This is a genomic window from Streptomyces sp. NPDC050549 (assembly GCF_040655035.1).
Taxonomy (GTDB): Bacteria; Actinomycetota; Actinomycetes; order Streptomycetales; family Streptomycetaceae; genus Streptomyces.
The window spans coordinates 21851-45424 of sequence record NZ_JBFAJD010000055.1; the positions used below are offsets into that span (position 1 = coordinate 21851).

Here is a 23574-nt window from a genome sequence, read left to right on the forward strand (position 1 = left end):
CCTACGACGCGGCCGGGACCGCTCCCGTGTGCGCGCAGATGGCACGGAACGCGTCCGCTGACTAGCCTGCGGGACATGCGGATCTCTGTTTCCTCGGACATGGACGAACCTGTGGCGCGCGCCCTCGTCGCGGAGTTGCGCGAGCGCGGTCACGAGGTGCTGACGCACGGGGCGCTGCGGCCCGGGGACGACCCGCAGTGGGCGGTCTGCTCGGAGGCGGCGGCCCGTGAGGTGGCCGCCGGGACCGCGGACCAGGCGGTCGTGTGCTGCTGGACCGGTACGGGCGCGTCGATCGCCGCGAACAAGGTGGCGGGCGTACGGGCGGCGCTGTGCACGGACGCCTACACGGCGGACGGCGCGCGCCGCTGGAACGACGCCAACGTGCTGGCCCTCGGCCTGCGCCTGACGTCCGAGCCGCTGCTCAGGGAGATCCTCGACGCCTGGTTCGCGGCGGAGCCGAGCGCGGACGCCGACGACCGGGAGAACGTGGCCCGCGTCGGCCGGCTCGACCTGGACAGGACCGCTCCGTAGGTGAGTTCGCGTACTAGGGCGCGATCGCCCGCCGCAGTGCCTGGCGGCAGGCGCGGATGGCGGGGTGGGGGCCGCGTCCGCTGCGTACGGCGGTGAACAGGGAGCGGGCGCGATGGCCCTCGGGGAGCTGTCGAAGCGTGACGGTGGGCGGGCGACCGTTCCACGCGAGGTCCGGCAACAGGGCGGCGGCATGGCCGAGTTCGGCCAGTCGCAGATGCAGCACCAGGTCGGCGGACTCGAAGCGCACATCGGGTTCGAAGCCCGCGGTGCGGCACAGTGCGGTGGCCCAGTGCCGGGCGGGTGAGCCCACGTGTTCCATCACCCAGGGGTGGTCGGCCAGCGCACGGAGCGCGTCCATCGGTCCGGTGTCCTGGCCGACGGATCTCGGGGTGGCCAGCCGCAGTGGGTCCTCGCAGAGGGGTTCGTGTTCGAGTTCGGCGGGCCGGGGGTGCGGGTTGCCCGGGTACTCCTCGGTGATGACGAGGTCGAAGTCGCGGGCGAGGAGCGCGGGCAGCGCCTCGCTCGGCTCGGCCTGGGTGACCTCGACCCGCAGGCGGGGGTGGGCGTCGCGCAGCAGTGTCAGCGCGGTCGGCACCAGGGCGAGCGCCGCGGTCTGGAAGGAGGCGATGCGGAGCGTGCCGGTGAGGTCGGTGAGGGAGGTGGCGATGTCCGCCTCGGCCTCCTCCAGCCGCTTGAGCACGGCCTCGGTGTGCGCGACGAGGATCTCCGCCTGCGGGGTGAGCCGTACCCTGCGCCCCACGGGCACCAGCAGCGGGACGCCGACCTCGGATTCGAGCTGCGAGAGCTGCTGGGAGACGGCGGAGGGGCTGTACGACAGCGCGGCGGCGACGGCGGCCAGCGTGCCGCGGTGCTTCAGCTCGCGCAGGAGGCGCAGTCGGTGCAGGTCGAACATCACCGGCCTCCATCGGTCCGCCATCGGTCAGTTTTTCTGACGAATACCGTTCGGAAACATGCGCTGGACTAATCATACGATTGATCACACGCTGATCAGGTGTCCACGACTTCTCTCCTCTCCGACAGCTCCGCCCCGCGCCGCCTGCCCTGGTACGTCAGGTCCGGCGCCCGAACCTGGACCTGCGCGCCGCCTCCGGCCGAGGTGCGGGACTTCCACGCCGGGCTGCCCGGCTACGCGCCCACCGCTCTGACCGAACTCCCCTCTCTGGCAGCCGAGTTGGGGATCGGGCGAGTGTTCGTCAAGGACGAGTCCGCGCGCCTGGGGCTGCCCGCGTTCAAGGCGCTGGGCGCGTCCTGGGCGATCCACCGGGTGCTGGCCCGGCGGACGGACGGCACCCCGGTACGCCTGGTCACCGCCACCGACGGCAACCACGGCCGGGCCGTGGCCCGGATTGCGCGGCAGTTCGGGCAGCGTGCCCAGGTCTTCGTGCCCCGAGGCGTCCACCCGGCGGCCGTGACCGCCATCGAGGACGAGGGCGCGGACGTGGTCCTGGTGCCCGGCACCTACGACGAGGCCGTGTGCCGGGCGGCCGAGGCGGCGGACGGACCGGACTCCGTGCTCATGCAGGACACCGGCTGGCCCGGCTACGAGCGCATCCCAGGCTGGATCGTAGAGGGCTACTCCACGCTGTTCGCCGAGATCGACGAGCAGCTGGGCGCCGGGGCGCCGGGCCTGGTGGTCGTCCCGGCGGGCGTGGGCTCGCTCGCGCAGGCCGCCGTCACGCACTACCGCAGCCGGCGGGACGGGGCCGCCGCGACCGCGCTGTTGACGGTGGAGCCCGTCACCGCGGCCTGTGTACTGGCCGGCCTCGGCCGCGGGGAGCTCGTCAGTGTGCCGACCGGCACCACCACGATGGCCGGGCTGAACTGCGGCACCGTCTCCAGCCTGGCGTGGCCGCTGCTGCGCGACGGTCTGGACGCCGCCGTCGCGGTCACGGACGCGGACAGCGCGGGCGCCGCCCGCGATCTCGCCGCCGCCGGTGTCTCCGCGGGCCCCTGCGGCGCGGCCTCGCTCGCGGGTGCCCGCGCCGCGCTGACCGGGGCGGGCGCCACCGGGCGCCGTAGAGCCCTGGCCGTCGGTCCCGACTCCACCGTGGTCCTGCTGAGCACCGAGGGCACGACCGCCAACCCCCACGTCCAGGAGGAGCAGCGATGACGCAGAAGTCCGAAGAGCTCGACCCCGTACGCCTGTTGGAGCGGCTGGTCGCGGTCGACTCGGTCAACCCGGGTCTCGCGGCCTCGGGCGCGGGCGAAGGCGCGATCGCCGATCTGTGCGCCGACTGGCTCGGTACGCGCGGGTTCGAGGTGCACCGGCTGGAGCGGAATCCGGGGCGCCCGTCCCTCGTCGCGATCGCCCGGGGCACGGGTGGTGGCCGTTCGCTGATGCTCAACGGGCATCTCGACACCGTGGGCCTGGGCGGCTACGAGGGCGAGCCGCTCAGCCCCCGGACAGAGGACGGGAAGCTGTTCGGGCGGGGGGCCTGCGACATGAAGGGCGGTGTCGCGGCCATGATGATCGCCGCCGCCCGGGCCACCGCGCGGGAGCCGTTGCGCGGTGATGTGCTGCTCGCCCTCGTCGCCGACGAGGAGAACGCGAGTGCCGGCACAGAGGAGGTACTTGAGTCGTTCACCGCCGACGCGGCGATCGTCACCGAGCCGAGCCGGCTCCAAGTGGTCCTCGCCCACAAGGGGTTCGTCTGGTTCGACGTGATCGTGCACGGGCGGGCCGCCCACGGGTCGCAGCCCGGCCTGGGCATCGACGCCATCGCGAAGGCCGGTCATTTCCTGGTGGCCGTTGAGGAGTTGGGCCAACGCCTCGCCTCGGCCGAAGGGCATCCGCGGCTCGGCTCCGGCACCGTGCACGCCTCCGTCATCCACGGCGGCGAGGAGCCCTCGACCTACCCCGCGCAGTGCCGGATCACCCTCGAACGGCGCACCGTGCCGGGCGAGGACGCCGACACCGTCCAGGCCGAGTTGACCGCGATCCTCGACCGACTCACCGCCACCGTCCCGGACTTCACCTACGAGCTGCGCCGCGGTCTGCACCGCGAGCCGTTCGAGGGAGACCCGGACCAGCCTGTTGTACGCACGCTGCTCCACCACGCGCGCTCCGTCCTCGGGCACACGCCCGCTGTCCTCGCCGAGCCGTACTGGACCGACTGCGCCCTGCTGGACCGGGCCGGGATCCCCTGTCTGCTCTTCGGGGCCGACGGCGCGGGAGCCCACGAGACCGTCGAATGGGCCGACATCGCCTCCCTGCACCGGCTGACGGACATCCTCGCCGACACGGTCACGGACTTCTGTTCCTGACGCCCCGGCGGCCACCCCCGTAGACTGCCGCGCGTCGTGGACATGTTCCGGCCGGACCGACGAGGATCGAGGTGGCGGTGCGATGAGTACGGCCACCGACGGTCGACCGTTCGTACATCCCGCGCTGTTCTACCGGGGTGAGGAGCAGTACGCGGCGGCCACGGTGCCCTTCGTCCTGGAAGGCCTGGCGGCCGGGGAGCCCGTCGCGGTCGCCGTGCCGGGCCCGCACCTCGACCTGATCAGAGCCGGTCTCGGGCCGGGCGCCGCCGAGGTGCGGTTCCTCGACATGACCGAGGTCGGCCGCAATCCGGGGCGGATCATCCCGGGCGTGCTGCGGGCCTTCGCCGACACGCACTCCGGCGGCCCGGTGCGGATCATAGGGGAACCGATCTGGCCCGGTCGCACCGCCCTGGAGTACCCGGCGTGCGTCCAGCACGAGGCGCTGATCAACTCCGCTTTCGCGGGCCGCGAGTTGACGATCCTGTGCCCCTACGACGCGGACCGCCTGGCACCGCGGGTGCTCGCCGACGCCCGCGCCACCCACCCGCTCGTGCTCGACGGACAGGGTCGGCTCGCCGCCGGCACCTACGACCCCGAGCGGATGATCGCCCGCTACAACGAGCCGCTCGTCCATCCTCCGGGCGCGGCCTCCGTCGCCTTCGACGCGGGCGAGCTCCCCAAGTCCCGCAGTTTCGCGGTCCAGGAGGCCGAGCGTCTGGGCCTGGCGGGCATGGGGCTGCAGGATCTGGCGCTGGCCGTCGCGGAGTTGACCACCAACAGCGTGGTGCACGGGGGCGGTTCGGGGACGCTGCGGATCTGGGCCGAGGGCGAGCAGATCGTCTGCGAGGTCGAGGACCGCGGCCGGCTGACCGATCCGCTGGCCGGCCGCCACCCGTCCTCACGCGACCTGCCCGGCGGGCGCGGACTCCTCCTGGTCCACGCCGTCGCCGACCTCGTCCGCGTGCATACGGCTCCGGACGGCACGACGATCCGGTTCTATCTCGCGCGTTGACGGTTCAGGGCCCGGCCGCCGGAGGGGTCCAGGCCGCTTCGGCCGCCTGTGCGGTGGGGTGGGTGGGGAAGACCTGGTCCAGGCCGACCATCTGGAAGATCCGGCCGAGATGCGCGGGAACCGCGGCCAGCGCGATTCCTGCCCGCGCGGCAAGGGCGTGGTTGCGGGCCGCGAGCAGCGCGGTGATGCCGCTGGAGTCGCAGAAGGTGACCCCGGTCAGGTCCACGACGAGCTGCTGACCGTCCTGGAGCGCGAGCTCTGGCAGGAGTTCACGCACCTGGACGCAACTGTCGTAGTCGAGCTCGCCGGTCAGTTCGACGACGGGGCCCGCGGGTGTGGTCCGGGTCTGCACGGCGAGTCGGTTCACTGCTGCTCTTCGCTGGGCGGTCGGGGCACGTTGATGGCGAGGACGGCGGTGTCGTCGTCGATGCCGGTGCCGAAGGTGTCGAGCAGGTCGCGGATCGCGGCGACGGCGTCGGAGGCGGTGGTGGGTGCCAGTGCCCGGGCGAAGTCGAGGAGCGCCTCGTCGCCGTAGCGGCCGCCGTCGCCGGTGCGGGCCTGGCGGGCCTCGGTGAGACCGTCCGTGTACAGCAGCAGGGTGTCGCCCGCCGCCAGGTGCACGGTGGCGGTGGCGATGTGGGCGTCGGGCAGGACGCCGATGAGCTGTCCGCCGGGGGTGTCCACCTGGTCGGCGCTGCCGTCGGCGCGCAGCAGCAGGGCCGGGGGGTGGCCGCCGCTGGCCAGCGTGATGCGGAAGCCGCCGTACTCGCCCTCAGGGGTGAGCAGCCCGAAGACGACGGTGCAGAACCGGGGGTCGTGGCCGTTGTACTCGTGGTTGAGGACGGTGTTGAGGTTGCTCAGGACGGCGGCCGGGTCGGGGTCGTAGACGGCGGCGGCGCGCAGCGTGTAGCGGGCCAGCGAGGTGACGGCCGCCGCGGCGGCGCCCTTGCCGCACACGTCCCCGAGGAACAGCCCCCAGGTCCCGGCGGAGAGCGGGAAGAGGTCGTAGAAGTCGCCCCCGACCATGTCGGTGGAGGCGACGTGGTAGTACGCGGCGACGTCGAGTCCGGGCACGTTCACGAGTGTGGGCGGCAGCAGGGTCTGCTGCAGGGTGGCGTTGAGGCGCATGAGCTCTTCGCGTTCGTGCTCGGCCTGGCGGCGGGCTCGCAGCAGTTCCGTCTCGTAGGCGCGGCGGTCGCGGGCGTCGAAGACGGTGGTGCGGATCAGCAGCGGCCGGCCGTCTTCGCCGGTCTTGACCGTGGAGGTCACCAGCACGGGCAGCCGGGTGCCGTCGGTCGCCTTCAGTTCCAGGGCGATCCCGCTGACCTCGCCCTGGATGCGCAGCAGCGGGGCGAAGTGGGTCTCGTGGTAGAGCCGGCCGCCCACGGTCAGCAGGTCGGAGAAGGTCCTGCGGCCCACCAGGTCACCGCGGTCGTGGCCGAGCCAGTCGAGCAGGGTGCTGTTGATCTTCGCGATGGTGCCGTCCAGAAGTGTGGACAGGTAGCCGCAGGGCGCGTGTTCGTAGAGGTCCTCGGCGCTGTCCTCCAGCAGCGCGGAGAACGCCGCGTGCTCGGCACCGGGCTGTCTGGCGGGAGATCGGTGATCGCCGCTCCCGGTCTCGCCGCTCGTGTTCATCGGCGGGCGGCCTCGGCGAAGTCGGTGATCGCGGCGGCCGTCGACTCGGGCGCGGCGAGCTGGGGGCAGTGTCCGGTCGCTTTGAGGGTGACCAGGCGGCTTCCCGGGATCCGGGACCGTACGAACTCGCCGACCTCCGGGGGCGCGATGGCGTCCCGGGAGCACTGCACGACCAGCGTGGGCACGGTGACGCCGGCGAGGTCCTCCCGGTTGTCCGAGAGGAACGTGACGCGGGCGAAGGAGCGGGCGATCTCCGGATCGGTGCGGCAGAAGCTGTTGGTCAGCTCCTCCCCCAGTTCCGGGCGCTCCGGATTGCCCATGATCACCGGTGCCATGGCGCCCGCCCAGCCCAGGTAGTTCGCGTCCAGGGAGCCCAGGAGCTCGTCGATGTCCTCGGCGCTGAACCCGCCGCGGTAGCCGGTGGCCGGATCGTCGACGAAGCACGGCGAGGGGGCGAGCAGCACGAGGCCGGTGAACGCCTTCGGCTCCCGCGCGGCGGCCAGGACGCCCATCATCGCGCTCACCGAGTGCCCGACGAAGGTCACCGGGCCGAGGTCCAGTTCACGGCAGATCTCCAGTACGTCCTCGGTGTAGCCGTCCAGTGTGGAGTAGCGCTCCGGACTCCATGCCGACAGATCGGAGCGTCCGGCTCCCACATGGTCGAAGACCACCACGGTGAAGTGGTGTTCCAGAAGCGGCACCACCAGCCGCCACATGTGCTGGTCGCACCCGAATCCGTGCGCCAGCACCACCACCGGCCCGCCGGCCCGGCCGGTCACCGTCACCCGGTTTCTGCTGCGCACATCCATGGGCCCATCCTCACAGACCGCTTCCTCACCCACCCACTCCACCCGCGCCGTGGCGGACGCCCGCGACGACTACTTCGGCTTCCCCAGCGACCAGCCGGACACGTCCGTGAGCCGGCCACGCCACAGGGGCATGACCACGGAGCCGCCTCCGGCGGCGACGCCGGTGGCGTCGCGCAGATGGATCCACTGCGGCAGCCGTTGCGGCGCGGACCGGCCCTGCCGCTCCTCGACCACCTCGTCCACCTGCTCCGGGAACCGTTCCAGCAGCTTCGCGCCGGGGCCGTCGAGACCGTGCAGGCTGTGCGCCCAGTCGGTGGTCCACGCCTCGTGGGAGATCAGGTCGCCGTGCAGGAACGCGCCCCCGACGGTGAGCGTGATGGGCAGGGCGGCCTCTGCGTCCTGGCCGATCAGCCGTACCAGCAGCTGGAGTTGGAGGTCGGGTACCGGCTCCGTGACGACGGGTGCGGACGGTTGGTGGAGCGGATCGTGCTCGGCGCTCATCCCTGACCTTTCGGCGCGGTGCGGGTGGGGGTCACGTGGACAGCAGGCCGGTGCGCAGCTTCTTGAGGGTGCGGTTCAGCAGGCGGGAGATGTGCATCTGCGAGAGGTTCAGTTCGCGGCCGATCTCGACCTGGGTGAGCTCCTGGCCGAAGCGCATCTCGATGATGGTCCGCTCCCGCTCGTCGAGCCGTTGCAGCAGCGGGCCGAGCGTGTGGAGGTCCTCGAACAGTTCCAGGGCCGGGTCGGCGTCGCCCAGGGTGTCGCTGTACCTCGGCGCGCCGTCGGTGTCGTCGTCGCCGCCCGGGGTGTCGATGGAGCCGGCGACATAGCCGTTGGCGGCGATGAGCCCCTCGATGACCTCGTCCTCGGTCAGTTCCAGGTGGGTGGCGAGTTCCTTGACCGTGGGGTTGCGGCCCAGTTCGGTGGCGAGGGTCTCCTTGCTCTTGGCGAGGTCGACGCGGAGTTCCTGGAGGCGGCGCGGGACGTGGACGGCCCAGGTGGTGTCGCGGAAGAAGCGCTTGATCTCGCCGACGATGTAGGGGATGGCGAAGGAGGTGAACTCGACCTCGCGGGTGAGGTCGAAGCGGTCGATGGCCTTGATGAGGCCGATGGTTCCGACCTGGATGACGTCCTCCATGTCGCCGCTGCCCCGGTTGCGGAAGCGGCGGGCGGCGAAGGCCACCAGGGACAGGTTCATCTCGATCAGCGTGTTCCGCGCGTACTGGTACTCCTGGGTGCCCTCCTCAAGCTCCCGCAGCCGGTCCAGGAAGAGCCTCGACATCACGCGTGCGTCCTTGGGCGCGACCCTGGACCCGTCCTCGATCCACGGCAGTTCGTCCACTGTCTGCCGTGTTCCCGCGCGGGCGGGGGCAGTTGCGCCGAGGGTGTTCACGGAGGAAACCACGATGCCGCCTTGAGTGGGAGGACAGGACGAACCCCACGTGCCCGCTCCGGGCGACTTCATGTCTGCGCGGACGGATATTTGTTCCCCGGCCCCGCCCACCGGATTCGGCCGAGCACCGGTCACAGGCGGCGCCAGCGTGCCGACGCGAAGGAGAATCCGCCGAACAGGACGAGTCCGACGGCCACCGCGACCAGCAGCCACGGGCCCACCGGAGTGTGCGCGAAGGTGCGGAGGGTGGCGTCCATGCCCTTGGCCTGGTGCGGGTCGAAGCGGACGGCCGCCACCAGCGCGAAGACGCCCACCCCGGCGAACACGGCACCGCGCGCCGCACCGCCGGCGACACCGAGGGCGGTGACGACCTGCCGTACCCGGCGGCTCATCCGCCCGGTCTCCAGCCTCCGCAGGAATCGCCGCATCACCGCGCGCACCGCGAGGGTCACACCGACTCCGATCAGGACGCAGCCGACGAGACCCACCAGGACCTGGCCGCCCGGCAGCTTCAGCGCCGAGGCGGTCCAGTCCCGTGACTTGGCGTCGCTGCCGGACGACCCACCGGTACCGGCGGCGAAGGAGGCCGTACCCCAGCAGACGAAGCCGTAGAACACGGCCCGGCCCCCGTCCAGCAACCGCGAACCGACCTTGTTCTTCGGCCCCTTGGCCAGCAGTGCCCGGGAACCCCGCCAGATCGCCATGCAGCCGAAGCCGACGACCAGCATCCACAGCATCACCTTGCCGAAGGGCTGCGCCGCGACCTGCTGCAACGCGCCCTGCCGGTCCGCCTCCGGGCCGCTGTCGCCGAACGCGATCCGCAGGGCGAGGGCGCCGACGAGGACGTAGACGACGCCTCGTGCGACGAATCCGGCGCGCCCGGTGGCGGCCAGCGCCTGTTTCCCCTCGGCCTCGCCCGGCGCGCGGCTTCGGCCGCCCGTGGAACTGCCGTTCCGTGAGCCCCACTTGTGCGTATGAGACGACGCCATGATGCCTTCCTGGAAACACTGGACGGGCCGCTGCGCGGGCGCACGGTAAGTGGCCCACTCTCCCGCGTGCCCCGGTCGGGCGCTTCGATGTCCGTCGGAGGGGGTGACGTGCGGACGGCGCGGTCAGGCGTCCGCCCGGTGACCGGACCGTGCCGTCGGATGCCCGCACCAGGACCGCAGTGCGGCGCACTCCCGTCCCACCATCGTCTACAGTGCCGTAGACGGTCTACAGAATTGTAGTCACCCAGGGGAGCATCATGCGCCGGACCATCCTGGTCGTCGAGGACGATCACGCGCTGCGGGACGTGCTGATGCGCGGGTTGCGCGACGAGGACTTCGACACCGTCCCCGCGTCGGACGGCGCGACCGCCCTGCGGCTGGCCACCGACGACATCTGTGCAGCCGTGCTGGACATCGGGCTGCCCGACGCCGACGGGCGGGACGTGTGCCAGGCGATGCGCGCGAACGGGTTCCGCTCCCCCGTCGTCTTCCTCAGCGCGCACCACCGGCTGCCCGACCGGCTGGCGGGGTTCTCGGCCGGCGGCGACGACTATCTGTCCAAGCCCTTCCATCTCGCCGAACTCGCCGCCCGGCTGCGGGCGGCCCTCAAACGGGCCGCGCCGCCGCCCGCCGCCACTGCGGGAGACCTGGTGCTGGACGCCGTCCGGCACACGGTCGACGTCCGGGGCGCGCGGGTCGATCTGACGCCGACCGAGTTCCGGCTGCTGGCCGCGCTCATGGCCGCCCACGGCGGGATCGTCGGCCGCCGCGAACTGGTCAGGGCCGGCTGGCCCGAAGGGGCCCGGGTCCATGACAACACCCTCGACCAGTACCTGACCCGGCTCCGCCGCAAGCTGCGCGAGGCGGGCAGCGAACGCACGATCGGCACCGCTCGCGGGATCGGGCACCACCTGGCATGAGCGGTGTCCTTCGCCGGCGGCACATGAGCGCCCTACTGCGCCGTGCGGCGCCCCGCACGCTGCGCGGCCGGCTCTCGCTCGTGGCCCTCGTCACGGCCACGCTGCTGATGCTGGTCCTCACCGTCGCCTTCAACGCCGTGGCCGGTCACCGCCTCCAGCACCAGGCGGACGACGAGCTGCGCACCCGCGCCGCGGCCGTCGCGACCACGGTCGACACCAGCGGCCCGACGGTGCGCGTCCTGGAGACCTCCCACGACGAGCTCCTCGACGCCGACGTGTGGATCTACTCCGGACGGCAGCTGCTGGAGGCGCCGCCGGCCGCGGGCTCCCTGACCCGGGTCGCCGACGCGCTCGCCGGGCGCGGCGGACAACGGTGCGTCACCGCCGACGTCCACGGGCCGCTGCGCCTGTGCTCCCGTCCGGTCCCCGGCGGCACCGGCCGGGCCATGGTCGTCACCGCGCTGGACCTCTCCCCCTACCGGAGTTCGGCCGACACCCTGCTCCTGGGATCGCTCGCCCTGGACGCCGTCATGCTCGCCTGCACCTACGTCCTGACCCGGCTGGCGGTCGGCCGCGCCCTGCGTCCCGTGCGCACGATGACCGACCAGGCCGGCCAGTGGAGCGCCGTGGCCTCCGGGGAACGTTTCGGCAGCATGCGGCACCCGGCCGAACTCGCCCGTCTCGGCGCGTCGTTGGACGCCATCCTCGACCGTATCCGCACCCTGCTGCGCCACGAGCGACAGCTCACCGGGGAGCTCTCGCACGAGCTGCGTACCCCTCTGAGCCGGATCATCGCCGAGCTCGACTGGTGGCGGGCCCACCCCCGCACGGCCGACCAGACCCGCGCCAGTCACCAGGTCATCGCGGAGGCCGCCGAGTCCATGCGCACCATCTGCGACACCCTGCTGGCCGACGCCCGCGACGGCACACTCACCGCTCCGGGCACCGCCCAGATGCTGCCCACGCTACGGCGGTCGGCCGAAGTCCTGTGCGTGCCGGGCGAGTTGACGGTCACCGTCGACGGCCCGTCTCTGGTGGCGGGGGTGCCGCCCGCCCTCCTCGAACGCATCGTCGGCCCGCTGCTCGCCAACGCCGGCCGCTACGCCCGCTCCGCCGTCGCCGTCCGCGTGCACCGCACACCCGACGGTGTGGGCGTCGACGTCACCGACGACGGCCCCGGCGTACCGCCCGCGTTCGCCGGGCTGCTCTTCGAGCCCGGCCGACGGGCGGATCCGGACGACGGCCACGGCGGGGCGGGCCTCGGCCTGCCCCTGGCCCGACGTCTCGCCCGCTCCGCAGGCGGCGAGGTGACGTACGACTCCGGGCACACGCCCGGGGCACGGTTCGTGGTCACCCTGCCCGCAGGATGACCACGAACCTGTCCCTCACCTCGTGCCGCCCTGCCCGACATCCTTGCGGGACAACGCCAGGTACCCCACGAAGCCGAGGATGGCCACCGTCCACGACAGCGTGACCGGTCCGAGCCCCATGGCGAGGCCGCCGCGGCCGTGGCCGACGGCCATCCAGTCGGCGACGGACGCGCCGAGCGGGCGGGTGATGACGTACGCCGTCCAGAACGCGGCCACCGCGTTCAGACCGCCCCACCGGTGGGCGACGGCCGGAACGGCGATCGCCACTGCGTACAGGACGGCGGAGCCCAGATAGCCGAGGCCGATCGTGGCGGTGAGATCCCCGGCGGCGGTGCCCAGGGCGAAGGTGGCCAACACGGTTGCCCAGTAGAAGAGTTCGCGGCGCCGGGTGTGGATGCTGTGGATGGACAGGGTGCCCTCGGAGCGGTACCAGAGGGCGAAGACCGCGGCCAGCGCGAGCATGAAGAACGGCGTCGAGACCGCGTACGGCACACCGAGGCCGACGTGCAGGACGTCGGCGGCCATGGTGCCGAAGACGCTGACCATGACGACCGCGGTCCAGTAGATCCAGGCCACGTACCGCCGGACGGCGAACTGCACCGCGAGGGCGCCCACCAGGGCGAGGCCGCCGAGGCCGACGGCGGGGATCGGGCCGAACACATGGGCCAGGAAGTCGGAGGCCGTCTCGCCCATGCCGGTCGTCAGCACCTTGATGATCCAGAAGTAGACGGTCACCTCCGGCACCTTGCTCGCCGTGTGTCGTACATGGCCCGGGGGCCGGTGATGCGTGAGGTGATCTGTCGTCATGGCAGGCACGATGACACGGTGTCCGGCGGTCGCCCCAGCCCCCTTTGCCAGAGCTTTGGCGCTTCTGGTGCGTGAGTTGGCCGAGGCCCGTCCGAGCCTGAACACAACCTGAACACGACGGCCGAAGGAATGGTCAGCGGCGTGCGACCGGTGGTAGCGGCACCGCTCCCGCGCTTCAACCGAGGCCATCCGCAAGGTCGGTTCGCGGACGTCGACGATCGGCGTTTCTTGCGTCGCCCGAAGCGTGCCTGGTAGGACTGTGGCGCGCCGTACGTCACATGTTCGATTCTGCGGGGGTTCATGTGTTCGCCACGGCCGTCAGGTCTTCGCCGCGGCGCGGCCCGCGCGCTCCGCGTCCGGCCCGGCGCCGGCTTCCCGTGGTCGCCAGGCGGGCCGCACAGCACGGACTGGTGCTGGCCGCCGTCGCGGTGACCGTGCTGCTGTGCGCCACGGCACTGGCCGCCCTCGCGGCGCTGGCGGGCAGTTCGGTGCAGGCCGGTGCCGTACGACGGCTGGCCGCCGACCTCGACGCGCAGGTGAACGTCAACGCGTCCTTCCGGGCCGGAGGAATGGCCGCGGCCGACCGCGATGTGCGGGCCGCCGCCGACCGGGTGTTCGCCGGGGTGCCGCAGCGGACCTATGTGGGGCTGCAGGGCACCTCGCCGGTCTCGGTGACGGGCATCGACGGGGTCGCGGGCCCACCGCGCACCCCCGGAGGCGCCGGACTGCATCCGGTCGCGGTGCAGGACGGGGGCGGGTTCGGGCGGTTGGTCGCCGGACGCTGGCCGGCCGGTGCCGCCGACGCCCCGGCCAGCGCGTTCACCTCGCTGCCCGAGGTCAGGGTCTCCACCGGGTCCACCGCCCCGGTCGACACGGCGGTGCCGGACGCGCTGGCGAAACGCCTGGGCATCGGGCCCGGCTCCGGTCTCCGCGTGCAGGACGCGTTCAACCGCGCCATGACCCTGCGGATCACCGGCGTCTTCCGGGCGACGGGTGCCGTCGGGTTCTGGCCCGCGATGGCCGGCGATCTGGCCCAGGGAGAGACCGCCGACCAGGACCTGCTGGTGGTCTCGCCGTCCGCTCTCAACGGCAGCGCCGTCCTGAACGGGCATCTGACGGCCCACTGGAGTGTGCAGCCCGACCTCTCCCGGCTCGACGCGGACGGCCTCGCCGGACTGCGCGACCGGCTGCGCGCCTTCTCCGGCAGTCAGAGCCGCGTGTCGGTGTTCGGCGGTCGACGGCCGTCGCTGGCCGATGTGACGGTGGCCTCCGGACTGCCGGGCGCGATCGACGACTTGACGGTGCCGACGGTGGCGGCCCGGTCCTCGCTGTACCTGCCGAGCGTGCTGCTTGCGGTCCTCGCGCTGGCCACCCTGGTGCTGGCCGCCCGCGAGCTGACCGTGCGCCGGCGCGAGGAACTGGCGCTCCAGCGGGCCAGAGGCGCCGGCACCCCCCGGCTGCTGCGCGGCGCGGCGGCCGAGTGGGCGCTCACCGGTGTCCCGGCCGTCGTCGCCGCCCCCTTCCTCGCGGGGCTGCTGCACCCCGGCAGGCGGGGCACCGACGCGTGGGCGGCCGTAGGGGTGACCCTGCTGGTGCACGCGGCGGCGGTCCTGCTGCCCGTGCTCCCGTCGGCACGGTCGCGGCCGGCCCGAGGCGCACGGGCCGCCGCCGCACAGCGGCTGGGCGCCGACCTGGCCCTGCCGGCCGTCGCGGCCCTGGGTTATCTGGAGTTACGGCGGCACCACTCGCTGATCGCCGACGTGGGCACCGGCAGCGCCTCCGTGGACCCGGTGCTGGTCCTGGTGCCGACCCTGGTGGCCGGCGCCGCCGCACTCCTGCTGCTGCGGCTGCTGCCGCTGACCTCGCTGCTGCTGGACGTGTTCGGGCGGCGCGGCCGCGGTCTCGTACTCCCGTTGGCCGGCTGGCAGTTGGGCCGGCGGGCCGCGCGCAACGCGGGGCCGGTGGTGCTGATGTGCCTGGCCATGTCGGTGAGCGCCTTCGCCACCACCGCGCTGGCCTGTCTGGGCGGTCTGGCGTCGGAGCAGGCCGCGTTCACCGTCGGCGCGGACGTGCGGATCACCCCGTCGGCGGACGACGGCTACCCCTCCTCCGTCCTGGGCACCGCCTATCGCACGCTGCCGGCGGTGACCGGCGTGGCCCCGGTGACGCGGTCCACGGTGAACCTGCCCGGCGGCGCCACCGAGGACCTGGTCGGCACGGTCGGCGGGCCCGCTCCCCGCACCCCGGCACCGGTCGTCTTCGGGATACCGCTCCCCGGGCGTCCGACCGCGCTGCTGCTGGACGAGCGGCTGCGCAGCGACGGCAACCGAGCGGCGCCGAGCCTGGAGCTGACCGTGCAGGACGCGTCCGGCCTCGTCAGCGCCGTGACCACCCGGCTGCCCACCGCCGACGGCGCCGTACACACCGTCGCGGTCCCCCTCGGCGTGGCGCTGAGCGGCGGCCACCCCCGGGCGTATCCGCTGACGGTGACCGCCGTCAACGTCCTGCCTCAGCCCGACACGCGTCCCGCGCGCCTGGACCTGGAACTGATCCGGGTCGGCGCGCGCGACACCACGGACAGGTGGGTCTCCCGGCTCCCCGGCGAGCAGGCCTGGGCCGACGGCACGGCCCACGCCGCCGACTCCACCGAGGGCGCCTGCAAAGGGCGGTTGACCGACAGCTACCAACCCGGCACCCCCGGGGTGTGCTCGATCGCCCCCCGTCGTTCCGAGGTACTGCGCACCACCGTCAGCACCGGTATCCGGCCCTCCCCGGCGACCTCGGACGCCTTCGGCGGTCTGTCCGACAGCGACTACGACACTCAGGCCGGCAGCCAGGTGCGGCTGGTCGCGGGTCCGGCGGGCGGTCCGGCGCCGCTTCCGGTGCGCGCCGACGCCACGACACTGCGCGAGGCACGGCTGAGCGTGGGCGGCACCACCACCCTGGACCTGGGCGAGGGCCGGATCACCGCCCGGATCGTGGGCGAGGTCGACTCGCTGCCCGGACTGGGCCGCGGTCAAGGGCATCTGATCGCCGATCAGCGGCAACTCGCCACCGCGATGACACAGGCCGGCGTGGACCAGGAGGATCCCGCGTTCTGGTGGCTCGGCAGCACCGACAGCGCGCGTACGGCCGCCGCCGTGGAGGCGCAGCCCGCGCTGGGCCGGGTCACCACCACGGCGCGCACCACCGCGTCCCTCCAGGCCGACCCGTTCCGCGCCGGGCTGCGCCGGACGCTGGAGCTGGTCCGGTATCTGGCCCCCGGTTTCGCGGTCGTCGCCTTCACCGTGCACGCGGTGGTCTCCGCCCGGCAGCGGCGCAAGGAGTTCGCCCTGCTGCGGGCGATCGGAGTCCGTGCCAAGAGCCTGTCCGCGCTGCTGGGCGCCGAGCAGCTGGGTCTGGCGCTGTTCGCGGTGGTCCCGGGGGCGTTGCTGGGCATGGCCCTGGCAGCGGTGGTGCTGCCCCTGGTCACCGTGGACGACAGCGGACGGACCCCCTATCCGCCGCTCCCGCAGGTCATCCCCTGGGGCACCGTGGCACTGACCGCGCTGGGGACCGCGCTCACCATCAGCGCGGTCGTACTGGCACTGGCCCGACTGCTGTCCCGGGTGGACCTGGTGCGTGTGCTGCGAGCGGGGGAGGACCGTTGAGCCGTACGACCGGACACGAGACGATGACGCGCCCAGTGGGCGCGGCGGTGACGCGCAACCTGATCCGCAGGGAGAGCCGGGGCGACCTGCCCCTGCTGGCCTGCCTCGCCGCGCTGGTCCTGGCGCTGACGGCGCTGTGCGCCTGGGCCCCCGCCTTCGCGGGCGGCCAGGAGGACCGTGCGCTACGGCAGCGGGTCGACGCCGCGCAGTCCCAGGCTCCCCTGATCAGCCTGAGCACCACACCGGAGGTCTTCAACACCCAGCCGCCCGCCGTGGACATGGCCACCCTGCTCGGCGCCGGCCGCGCCCTCACCCAGCAGCTCGGCGGCGGAGCCGCCCGGCACGTGGCCTTCACCGGCGGCGGCAGCTACGACTACGACCAGGCGTCCCTGCTCTCCCCGCGACCGCCCGGAGCGGCGAACACCAGCACCCAACTGACGGTCGGCTATCTGCCGTCCGCTCGGGCCCATCTGCGCTACGTGAGCGGCCACGCGCCCGCCGACCGCACACCACCGGCCACTGCGCCCCAGGTCGGGTTGTCGCAAGCCACCGCGCGGGCGTTGGGCGTCCGGGCCGGCAGTCGGCTGACGCTCGAGTTCGCCAAGGCGGCCGGGGTGCAGAACGCCCCGCCCCAGGCGCAGTTGCTGGTGAGCGGGGTCTACCGCACCACGGCCGCGACCGACGGTTTCTGGACCGGCCGGGAGAACCTCGACCAGCCGTCGCGCCACCCGGCGGAGCGTTCCGCGGGGAGCGTGCTCGCCGTCCGCGGTCTCGTCGGCCTCGACGCGGCCGACCTGCTGGCCGGCGCCGGAGTGGGCGGCCCGCGAGTGACCTGGCAGTTGCGCGCCGACCTGTCCGGAGCGGCGCTCGACCGGGCCCGTGCCCTGACCGGACCGCTGTCCCACTACAGCGCGGACCTCAGTGCCACCCTGTGCCAGGGAGTCGACTCGATCACCGGCGACACCGCCTGCCAGGTCGGCGGCCAGACCACCGGGCCGCTGCTGCTGACCGACTTCCTGACGCCGATGCTCGCCGCGTTCACCGCACAGGACCAACAGGCCCGCTCGCTCGCGACGTTCGCCGTCGACGCGCTGGCCGCGGTCGCGCTGGCCACCACCGCCGTAGCGGTACGGCTGCTGCTGCGCCGAAGGCGGGCGCACCTGCGGTTGCAGCGCGCGCGGGGCGCGTCCACCGCGCGGCTGGTACTGCTGCGCTGCGCCGTGGCCTGGCCGGTGGTGCTGACCGCCGCCCTGCTCGGCTGGGCGATCGGATGGTTCCTCGCCCCCACCGGCACCTCCGGATCGCCGCGACCGGTGCCCGCCGCCCTCGCCACCGCCGTGGTGGCGCTGACGGTGCCGCTGATGACCTGGCTCGCGGTCCGCGAACCGCGCAGGCCCGGCCGACTCCGCCGCTCGCGCCGGAGGACCGTGGTCGGCCGACGCCTGGTCCTGGAGCTGACGGTGCTGCTCACGGCGGCGGCCGGGGTGGTCGCGCTGCGCTCGCAGGGCCCCGACGGGATCCTGGGCGCGGTGCCGGTGCTGGTGGCGCTGGCCGTCGTACTGCTCCTGCTGCGGATCTGTCCGCTCGTCCTGCGCCTGGTACTGCGGCAGGCCCGGCGCGGCCGGGGAACGGTGGGCTTCGTCGGAGCGGCCCGGGCCGCCCACGACGCCCCGGCGACCGGCCTGGCGCTCTTCGTCCTGGTCCTGACGCTGGGGACGGCCGTTTTCGGGGGCCTTGTGCACCGTACGATCGACGAGGGTCTGACCACGGGGGCGGCCTGGACCACCGGCGCCGACGCGAGCGCGACCGTGGCCGGGACCGCAGCCTCCACCGGCACCGCGGCGCCTGGGGCCGCCACCACCGGAATACGGACCGCCGTCCAGCGGCTGCGCCTCCTAGACCTGGCGGGACAGGCCGACGGCGCGGCGATCCCCCAGGTCGCCGTGGTCACCGTGGATCCGCGCCAACTGGCCGCCGTCGCCCCGAAGTCACCGCTGGCCGAAGCCCTGCTGTCCGGGCTTGGGACCCGGGCCGGCGCGAGCACCCCGCTGCCGTCCTTCCTCTCCCCCGGTCTCCGGGCGAGGGAGCACACCGGCGGCTTCACCACCACGGTCGTGACCCCGGGCCGGCCTCCGGTGGACCTGGCCCTCGAGCCGGTCGGCACGCTCACCGCCGCGCAGCTCGACGACCCGCTCCTCGGGCCGGTCACGGCGCAGCTCCCCGCCGGGACGCCCCTGCTGATCACCACCGCCGACGCCGACCGCCTGCTGCCCCAACAGCCCTCGGGAAGCACCGTGTTGCTCCTCAAGGGCGACACTCCCGCCGACACCGGGCCCGCCGCACTGCGGTCGGCGGCGGCCGGGGCGCTCGGGCCCCTGGCCCGGATCCGCGTCCGTTCCGAGACGCTGGACACCCTGCGTGCGGACGGCCTGACACAAGGGCTCGGCACGATCTACACCGTCACCTCGCTCCTCGCCGCGCTGACGGGCCTGCTCGCGCTCGCCCTTGAACTCACCCTCACCTCCGACGAGCGCAGCCGCACCACCTCGTTCCTGCGCACGCTCGGACTCGGCGGCAAGGAGGCCGGGGCACTGCACTTCCTGCAACTGCTGCCGCTGGCGGTGGCCTCGGCGGCGGGCGGCACACTGCTCGGACTGCTCGAACCACTGCTCATGGCGGGGACGTTGGACCTACGGCAGTTCACCGGCGGCCCCGCCCAGCCGGCGCTGCGGACCGACTACTCACTGACCCTCGCCCTCGTCGCGGGCGTGACCGCGCTGATCCTGACGGCGGCGGCCACCGAGACGGTCCTCGCCCGGCGACGCCGGTTGGGGGCGGTACTGCGCCTCACGTGAACGCCCGCTAATTCGCGTCCTCGGCCTCGGACTTCGCCCGGCGGGCGGCCTCGTCCGGCCAAACGCCGATGTGGTCGCTCTCCAGGGCCAGCCGCACCCGCTTGCGCATGTGCAGGCGTTCGGTGAACTCGCCCGGCAACTGCAGCCGCCCACTGGCGTCCAGGACCGCGTACTCCTCGGCGGTGAGCACGTCGACGCCGTCCTCGCCGGTGGCGACCCGGCGCAGTACCTCGGTGGAGGTGCGGCCGTTGCGGATCAGTACGGTGCGCTGGACCTGCTCGGACACCAGCGCGTCGTGGGTGACCACGATCACGGTGACGCCCAGGTCCTCGTTGGCCCGGCGCAGTGCGGCGAAGACCTCGTCGCTGGTGGCGGTGTCGAGTTCGCCGGTGGGTTCGTCGGCGAACAGCACCCGGGGCTCGTTGGCGTTCGCCACGGCCACGGCGACCCGCTGCTGCTCACCGCCGGAGAGGGTGTCGGGGGTGCGGTCCCGGCAGTGGCCGACGGACAGCAGGTCGAGCAACTCCTCGGCACGGGCCCGCCGTTGGGAACGCCTGACCCCGGTGTACGTCATCGGAAGCATCACGTTCTCGGCCGCCGAGAGGTAGGGCAGCAGATTGCGGGAGGTCTGCTGCCAGACGAACCCCACAGTCGTACGGCGGTAGTTGAGGCGGTCGCGGCGCTTCATGGCCAGCAGGTCGTGTCCGGCGACCTCGGCGGCACCAGCGGTCGGCACGTCCTGGCCGGAGAGTATGCCCAGCAGAGTGGACTTGCCGGAGCCGGAGGCACCGATCACCGCGATCATCTCGCCCTCGGCCACGGCCAGGTCGAGCCCTTGGAGGGCCTGCACTTCGACGCCCTCGGTCTGGTAGATCCGCACCAGGTTCTCGCAGACGACCAGCCCCTCCTCACGTCGCGGGGCGGCAGCCGCGGTGGCCCGCCGCCGCAGCTCGTCCAAGTCCGCTGCCCCGGTGGGCTGTTGATGAACTGCCACGCGGACTCCCGGGAGTTGAGGTCTGGCACTGAAGCGGTGGGACAGCGGCCAGGCTAATGCGGAACGGCGCATGGAGTGCGCGGCGGCGGGTGCGGTCAGGCGTCCTCGACGATGCGGCCGTCGCGGAGTTCGAGTACGCGGTCGGCCAGCGCGAGGAGTTGGGTGTCGTGGGTGGCGACGAGCGCGGTGACGGACTCGCTGCGGACGACGGCACGCAGCAGGTCCATCACGGTGAGCCCGGTGTCCGCGTCGAGTTGGCCGGTGGGTTCGTCGGCGATGATCAGGGCCGGGTTGTTGGCCAGCGCGCGGGCGATGGCGACGCGCTGCTGCTGGCCGCCGGACAGTTCGCCGGGACGCTGGTCGGCATGGCCGGAGAGCCCGACCAGGGAAAGCAGAAGGCCGACGCGGGCCTCGCGCTCGCGGGCCGGAACCTTCCGCAGCTGCAACGGGACCCCGACGTTCTCGGCCGCGGTCAGAATCGGGATGAGCCCGAAGGACTGGAAGACGAAGCCGATACGGTCCCGGCGCAGCGCCAGCAGGTCGTCCTCACCGAGGCCTGCCAGGTCGGTGCCGTCCAGGGTGATCCGGCCGCCGTCGGGAGTGTCGAGACCGCCGACCAGGTTGAGCACGGTGGTCTTACCGGAGCCCGATCGGCCTCTGAGGGCGACGAGTTCACCGCGCGGCACGCTGAAGGAGACACCGCGCAGCGCGTGCACGGCGGTGCCACCGCTGCCGTAGGTACGCCGCAGGTCCTCGACCACCACCATGTCGCCCATGTTTTTCCCCCCGCCCTGCCGACATCCGCACCGTAGGGTACGCCGGAGCCGACAGGCGATGCCGCGCGGAAGGGGACCGGCGGACAATACCGCCGGTCCCCTTTTCCCCGTCGGTTACACGGGAATTATTTCCTCGCGCCGAATAACAGTGCTACCAGCGGTACCAACGGCCGCTCCCGCCCTTCGGACGGGCCACAAAACCGACGAGCCACAGCACCAGCACGATGATCGCGACCCACCAGAGAATCTTCAGCGCGAAACCCGCACCGAAGAGAATCAGGGCCAGCAGAAGAACAAGAAGCAGCGGAATCATAGTTTCAACCTCCGAACCTCCGTCTGCCCGCCCATTCCTCGTTCACGCCCACGGATTCCCCGCACGGTGTCCGTGAGCACCTTGCGTGTCACATCTGCGCGGCCCACGCGGTCTATGTGGTGACGGACAACGAAGCAGAGGGAATCATGCGAGAGATCCTGATCGTCGGCGGCGGCTACGCGGGCTTCTACACCGCATGGGGCCTGCGGAAGAAGCTGCGTCCGGGCGAGGCCCGGGTCACGGTCGTCGACCCGCGCCCGTACATGACCTATCAGCCCTTCCTGCCGGAGGTGGCGGCCGGTTCGGTGGAGGCGCGGCACGCCGTCGTCTCACTGCGGCGGCATCTGAGCGGTACCCGGCTGATCGCGGGGACCGTGACCGGGATCTGCGCCGCGGACCGTACGGTGACCGCCCGCCCGGTGCAAGGAGCCGCCTACGAGCTGCGCTACGACATCCTCGTGGTCACCGCCGGAGCCGTGACCCGCACCATCCCCATCCCCGGACTCGCGCGGCAGGCCATCGGTCTCAAGCACGTCGAGGAGGCCGTGGCGATCCGGGACCGGCTGATGACGGCGTTCGACCAGGCCGCGTCGCTGCCGCCCGGCCCCGAGCGGCGAAAGCTGCTCACCGTCACGTTCGTGGGCGGCGGGTTCTCCGGCGTCGAGGGCTTCGGTGAACTGCTCTCGCTGGCGACCGCGATGCTCAGGTCCTATCCGGAACTCACCACCGACGACCTGTCCTTCCACCTGGTCGAGGCCCGGAGCCGCATCCTGCCCGAGGTGGGCGACGGACCCGGTGCGTGGGTGGTACGCCATCTGGAACGCCGGGGCGCGCATGTCCACCTCGACACACAGGTGCTGTCCGCCGAGGGCGGCCACGTCGTCCTCTCCGACGGGGAGGAGTACGACTCCACGCTGATCGTCTGGACCGCGGGCAACGCCTCGAACCCGGTCGTGCACAACCACACGGACCTGCCGGTCGACGAACGGGGTCTGCTGCTGGTCCGCGCCGATCTGCGCGTGGGCACGGACGGCGAACCGGTGCCCGACGTGTGGGCGGCCGGCGACGACGCGTCCGTTCCCGACCTGGCCTCGCCGGTGCCGGGGACGCGCACGGTGCCCAACGCCCAGCACGCCGTACGGCAGGGCCGGCTCCTCGCCCGGAACCTCGTGGCCGACCTGCGCGGCAGGCGCGTCCGCAACTACCGCCACAGCAGCCTCGGCGTGGTGGCGACGTTGGGGCTTGGGCGCGGAATCTTCCAGTACAAGGGCATCGTCATCAAGGGATTCCCGGCATGGTTGATGCACCGGGGCTATCACGTGCTGGCGGTGCCCAGTTGGGAGCGGAAGATCCGCGTCCTGGCGGTCTGGCTCACCGCGGCGCTGACGGGCCGGGACCTCGTGTCCCTCGCGTCCGTGCAGCACCCCCGGGACGCCTCCGTCACGGGCGGGCGCGCGCAGGGCCAGGGTGTCGGCCGTACGAAGGAAGGGAGCACGGCATGACCGCGCGGGGTTCTCGTTTCCACCGGGGGTGCGCCATGACCGCACGTGAGGAGGCCGCTCGTGGCCTGAGCGACATCGAGGGCTTCCTGTACCGGGAGGCTCATATGGGGGCGGTGTACCTCCGCGTGGCGGACCTCACCGCGCGAGTGGAGGGGCTCACTCCAGAGCAGCGGCGGGACATCGGGAAGTGGTACGTCGACGAGCAGCGGCACGTCGCTCGCATGGTGACCGACCACATCGCCGAACAGGTCGCCGCGGCGGAAGCGCGGCACCAGGCCCGGATCCGGCAGTGGCTGCGGGGAACACTCGTCGCCATGGTCCTGGTCACCATGGGGATGAGCGCCTGCGTCGTGGTGATCCTCGGCTCGTCACGCTGACCGCCGAGCGTCGCCCGGGAACGCCGGTGCGCGTCCGTGGAGCGGAGTGACGGAGCCCACTGGATCATGTATGTCGAACCGTCACCCACCCCGACCGACGACCTCGACGAGGCAGTCGCCCTCTTCGTACGCCACCGCAGGCGGCTCTTCGCCGATCGCGGGGTCGGCGTCGAGCGCGCGGAGGCGGTGGAACTGGCGTTGCTGCTGATGCTGGAGAGACTGACTCCCGCAGAGCGCGCCGCCTAGATGATTGATTCCAAAGGGTAGCTGCGCGGACGGAGCGAGGGTGCCCATTCTCAGTGTGTGACGACCGAGATAGACACCCTCGCAACTGCACTGTACGTGCGGGCCGATGA

Annotated in this window: 22 protein-coding genes; 11 read left to right on the plus strand and 11 right to left on the minus strand. The window is 72.7% G+C overall.

Features of this window, described 5'->3' with window-relative positions; translation table 11 throughout:
* Positions 1-75: 75 nt before the first annotated feature.
* Positions 76-531, plus strand: coding sequence for an RpiB/LacA/LacB family sugar-phosphate isomerase (locus AB0I51_RS43660; RefSeq protein ID WP_362984304.1), 456 nt, complete (start codon positions 76-78; stop codon positions 529-531).
* Between the two features lie 13 nt (positions 532-544).
* On the opposite strand, the gene AB0I51_RS43665 is transcribed toward AB0I51_RS43660, so the two are convergent.
* A complete protein-coding gene (locus AB0I51_RS43665; RefSeq protein ID WP_362984306.1) occupies positions 545-1444 on the minus strand; it encodes a LysR substrate-binding domain-containing protein in 900 nt (299 codons plus the stop codon).
* Positions 1445-1543: 99 nt separating this feature from the next.
* On the opposite strand from AB0I51_RS43665, the gene AB0I51_RS43670 reads away from it, so the two are divergent.
* The 3 genes from AB0I51_RS43670 (at position 1544) to AB0I51_RS43680 (ending at position 4828) form a co-directional block, all read left to right on the plus strand.
* Positions 1544-2662, plus strand: a complete 1119-nt coding sequence (locus AB0I51_RS43670; RefSeq protein WP_362984308.1) for a diaminopropionate ammonia-lyase — start codon at positions 1544-1546, stop codon at positions 2660-2662.
* Positions 2659-3816 carry an ArgE/DapE family deacylase gene (locus tag AB0I51_RS43675; RefSeq protein ID WP_362984310.1) on the plus strand — a complete coding sequence of 386 codons (1158 nt, stop codon included), beginning with the start codon at positions 2659-2661 and terminating at the stop codon, positions 3814-3816. The genes AB0I51_RS43670 and AB0I51_RS43675 overlap by 4 nt, the downstream gene beginning before the upstream one ends.
* Positions 3817-3898: 82 nt before the next feature.
* Entirely contained in the window at positions 3899-4828 is a 930-nt protein-coding gene (locus AB0I51_RS43680) for an anti-sigma factor RsbA family regulatory protein (RefSeq protein ID WP_362984312.1), read from the plus strand.
* A gap of 4 nt (positions 4829-4832) precedes the next feature.
* Here AB0I51_RS43680 and AB0I51_RS43685 read toward each other — a convergent pair whose 3' ends face one another.
* The 6 genes from AB0I51_RS43685 to AB0I51_RS43710 all read right to left on the minus strand — a co-directional run bounded on the left by AB0I51_RS43685 (position 4833) and on the right by AB0I51_RS43710 (position 9654).
* The gene (locus tag AB0I51_RS43685) at positions 4833-5195 is read right to left on the minus strand and encodes an STAS domain-containing protein (protein WP_362984314.1); all 363 of its coding nucleotides are present in this window, start codon (positions 5193-5195) and stop codon (positions 4833-4835) included.
* The gene (locus AB0I51_RS43690) at positions 5192-6463 is read right to left on the minus strand and encodes a SpoIIE family protein phosphatase (protein ID WP_362984316.1); all 1272 of its coding nucleotides are present in this window, start codon (positions 6461-6463) and stop codon (positions 5192-5194) included. The genes AB0I51_RS43685 and AB0I51_RS43690 overlap by 4 nt, the downstream gene beginning before the upstream one ends.
* Entirely contained in the window at positions 6460-7272 is an 813-nt protein-coding gene (locus AB0I51_RS43695) for an alpha/beta hydrolase (RefSeq protein WP_362984318.1), read from the minus strand. Before AB0I51_RS43695 ends, AB0I51_RS43690 begins: the two co-directional genes overlap by 4 nt.
* A gap of 69 nt (positions 7273-7341) precedes the next feature.
* Positions 7342-7773, minus strand: a complete 432-nt coding sequence (locus AB0I51_RS43700) for a hypothetical protein (RefSeq protein WP_362984320.1) — start codon at positions 7771-7773, stop codon at positions 7342-7344.
* Positions 7774-7804: 31 nt separating this feature from the next.
* Positions 7805-8554 carry a SigB/SigF/SigG family RNA polymerase sigma factor gene (locus AB0I51_RS43705; RefSeq protein ID WP_362984346.1) on the minus strand — a complete coding sequence of 250 codons (750 nt, stop codon included), beginning with the start codon at positions 8552-8554 and terminating at the stop codon, positions 7805-7807.
* Between the two features lie 242 nt (positions 8555-8796).
* Positions 8797-9654: a DUF1206 domain-containing protein gene (locus tag AB0I51_RS43710; protein WP_362984322.1), complete on the minus strand. Its 858-nt coding sequence runs from the start codon at positions 9652-9654 to the stop codon at positions 8797-8799.
* A gap of 257 nt (positions 9655-9911) precedes the next feature.
* On the opposite strand from AB0I51_RS43710, the gene AB0I51_RS43715 reads away from it, so the two are divergent.
* Positions 9912-10574, plus strand: coding sequence for a response regulator transcription factor (locus tag AB0I51_RS43715; protein ID WP_362984324.1), 663 nt, complete (start codon positions 9912-9914; stop codon positions 10572-10574).
* Positions 10575-10597: 23 nt separating this feature from the next.
* Positions 10598-11944: a HAMP domain-containing sensor histidine kinase gene (locus AB0I51_RS43720; protein ID WP_362984348.1), complete on the plus strand. Its 1347-nt coding sequence runs from the start codon at positions 10598-10600 to the stop codon at positions 11942-11944.
* A gap of 15 nt (positions 11945-11959) precedes the next feature.
* Here the strand turns inward: AB0I51_RS43720 and AB0I51_RS43725 are convergent, their stop codons facing one another.
* On the minus strand, positions 11960-12751 hold the full coding sequence (locus AB0I51_RS43725) for a hypothetical protein (RefSeq protein ID WP_362984326.1): 792 nt from the start codon (positions 12749-12751) through the stop codon (positions 11960-11962).
* 377 nt (positions 12752-13128) lie between these two features.
* On the opposite strand from AB0I51_RS43725, the gene AB0I51_RS43730 reads away from it, so the two are divergent.
* On the plus strand, positions 13129-16401 hold the full coding sequence (locus tag AB0I51_RS43730; protein WP_362984328.1) for an ABC transporter permease: 3273 nt from the start codon (positions 13129-13131) through the stop codon (positions 16399-16401).
* Entirely contained in the window at positions 16398-19256 is a 2859-nt protein-coding gene (locus tag AB0I51_RS43735; protein ID WP_362984331.1) for a hypothetical protein, read from the plus strand. Before AB0I51_RS43730 ends, AB0I51_RS43735 begins: the two co-directional genes overlap by 4 nt.
* Before the next feature lie 7 nt (positions 19257-19263).
* Here the strand turns inward: AB0I51_RS43735 and AB0I51_RS43740 are convergent, their stop codons facing one another.
* From AB0I51_RS43740 to AB0I51_RS43750, 3 genes are all read right to left on the minus strand, one after another.
* Positions 19264-20214, minus strand: coding sequence for an ABC transporter ATP-binding protein (locus AB0I51_RS43740; RefSeq protein WP_362984349.1), 951 nt, complete (start codon positions 20212-20214; stop codon positions 19264-19266).
* Between the two features lie 131 nt (positions 20215-20345).
* Complete coding sequence (locus tag AB0I51_RS43745) at positions 20346-21026, minus strand: ABC transporter ATP-binding protein (protein WP_362984333.1); 681 nt, start codon at positions 21024-21026, stop codon at positions 20346-20348.
* Between the two features lie 151 nt (positions 21027-21177).
* On the minus strand, positions 21178-21339 hold the full coding sequence (locus tag AB0I51_RS43750; protein ID WP_026178601.1) for a hypothetical protein: 162 nt from the start codon (positions 21337-21339) through the stop codon (positions 21178-21180).
* A 146-nt stretch (positions 21340-21485) separates the two neighbouring features.
* Here AB0I51_RS43750 and AB0I51_RS43755 point away from each other — a divergent pair, with 146 nt between their 5' ends.
* From AB0I51_RS43755 to AB0I51_RS43765, 3 genes are all read left to right on the plus strand, one after another.
* Positions 21486-22841 carry an NAD(P)/FAD-dependent oxidoreductase gene (locus AB0I51_RS43755; protein WP_362984336.1) on the plus strand — a complete coding sequence of 452 codons (1356 nt, stop codon included), beginning with the start codon at positions 21486-21488 and terminating at the stop codon, positions 22839-22841.
* 35 nt (positions 22842-22876) lie between these two features.
* On the plus strand, positions 22877-23218 hold the full coding sequence (locus AB0I51_RS43760) for a hypothetical protein (RefSeq protein ID WP_362984338.1): 342 nt from the start codon (positions 22877-22879) through the stop codon (positions 23216-23218).
* A gap of 66 nt (positions 23219-23284) precedes the next feature.
* A complete protein-coding gene (locus tag AB0I51_RS43765; protein ID WP_362984340.1) occupies positions 23285-23464 on the plus strand; it encodes a hypothetical protein in 180 nt (59 codons plus the stop codon).
* Positions 23465-23574 lie beyond the last annotated feature (110 nt).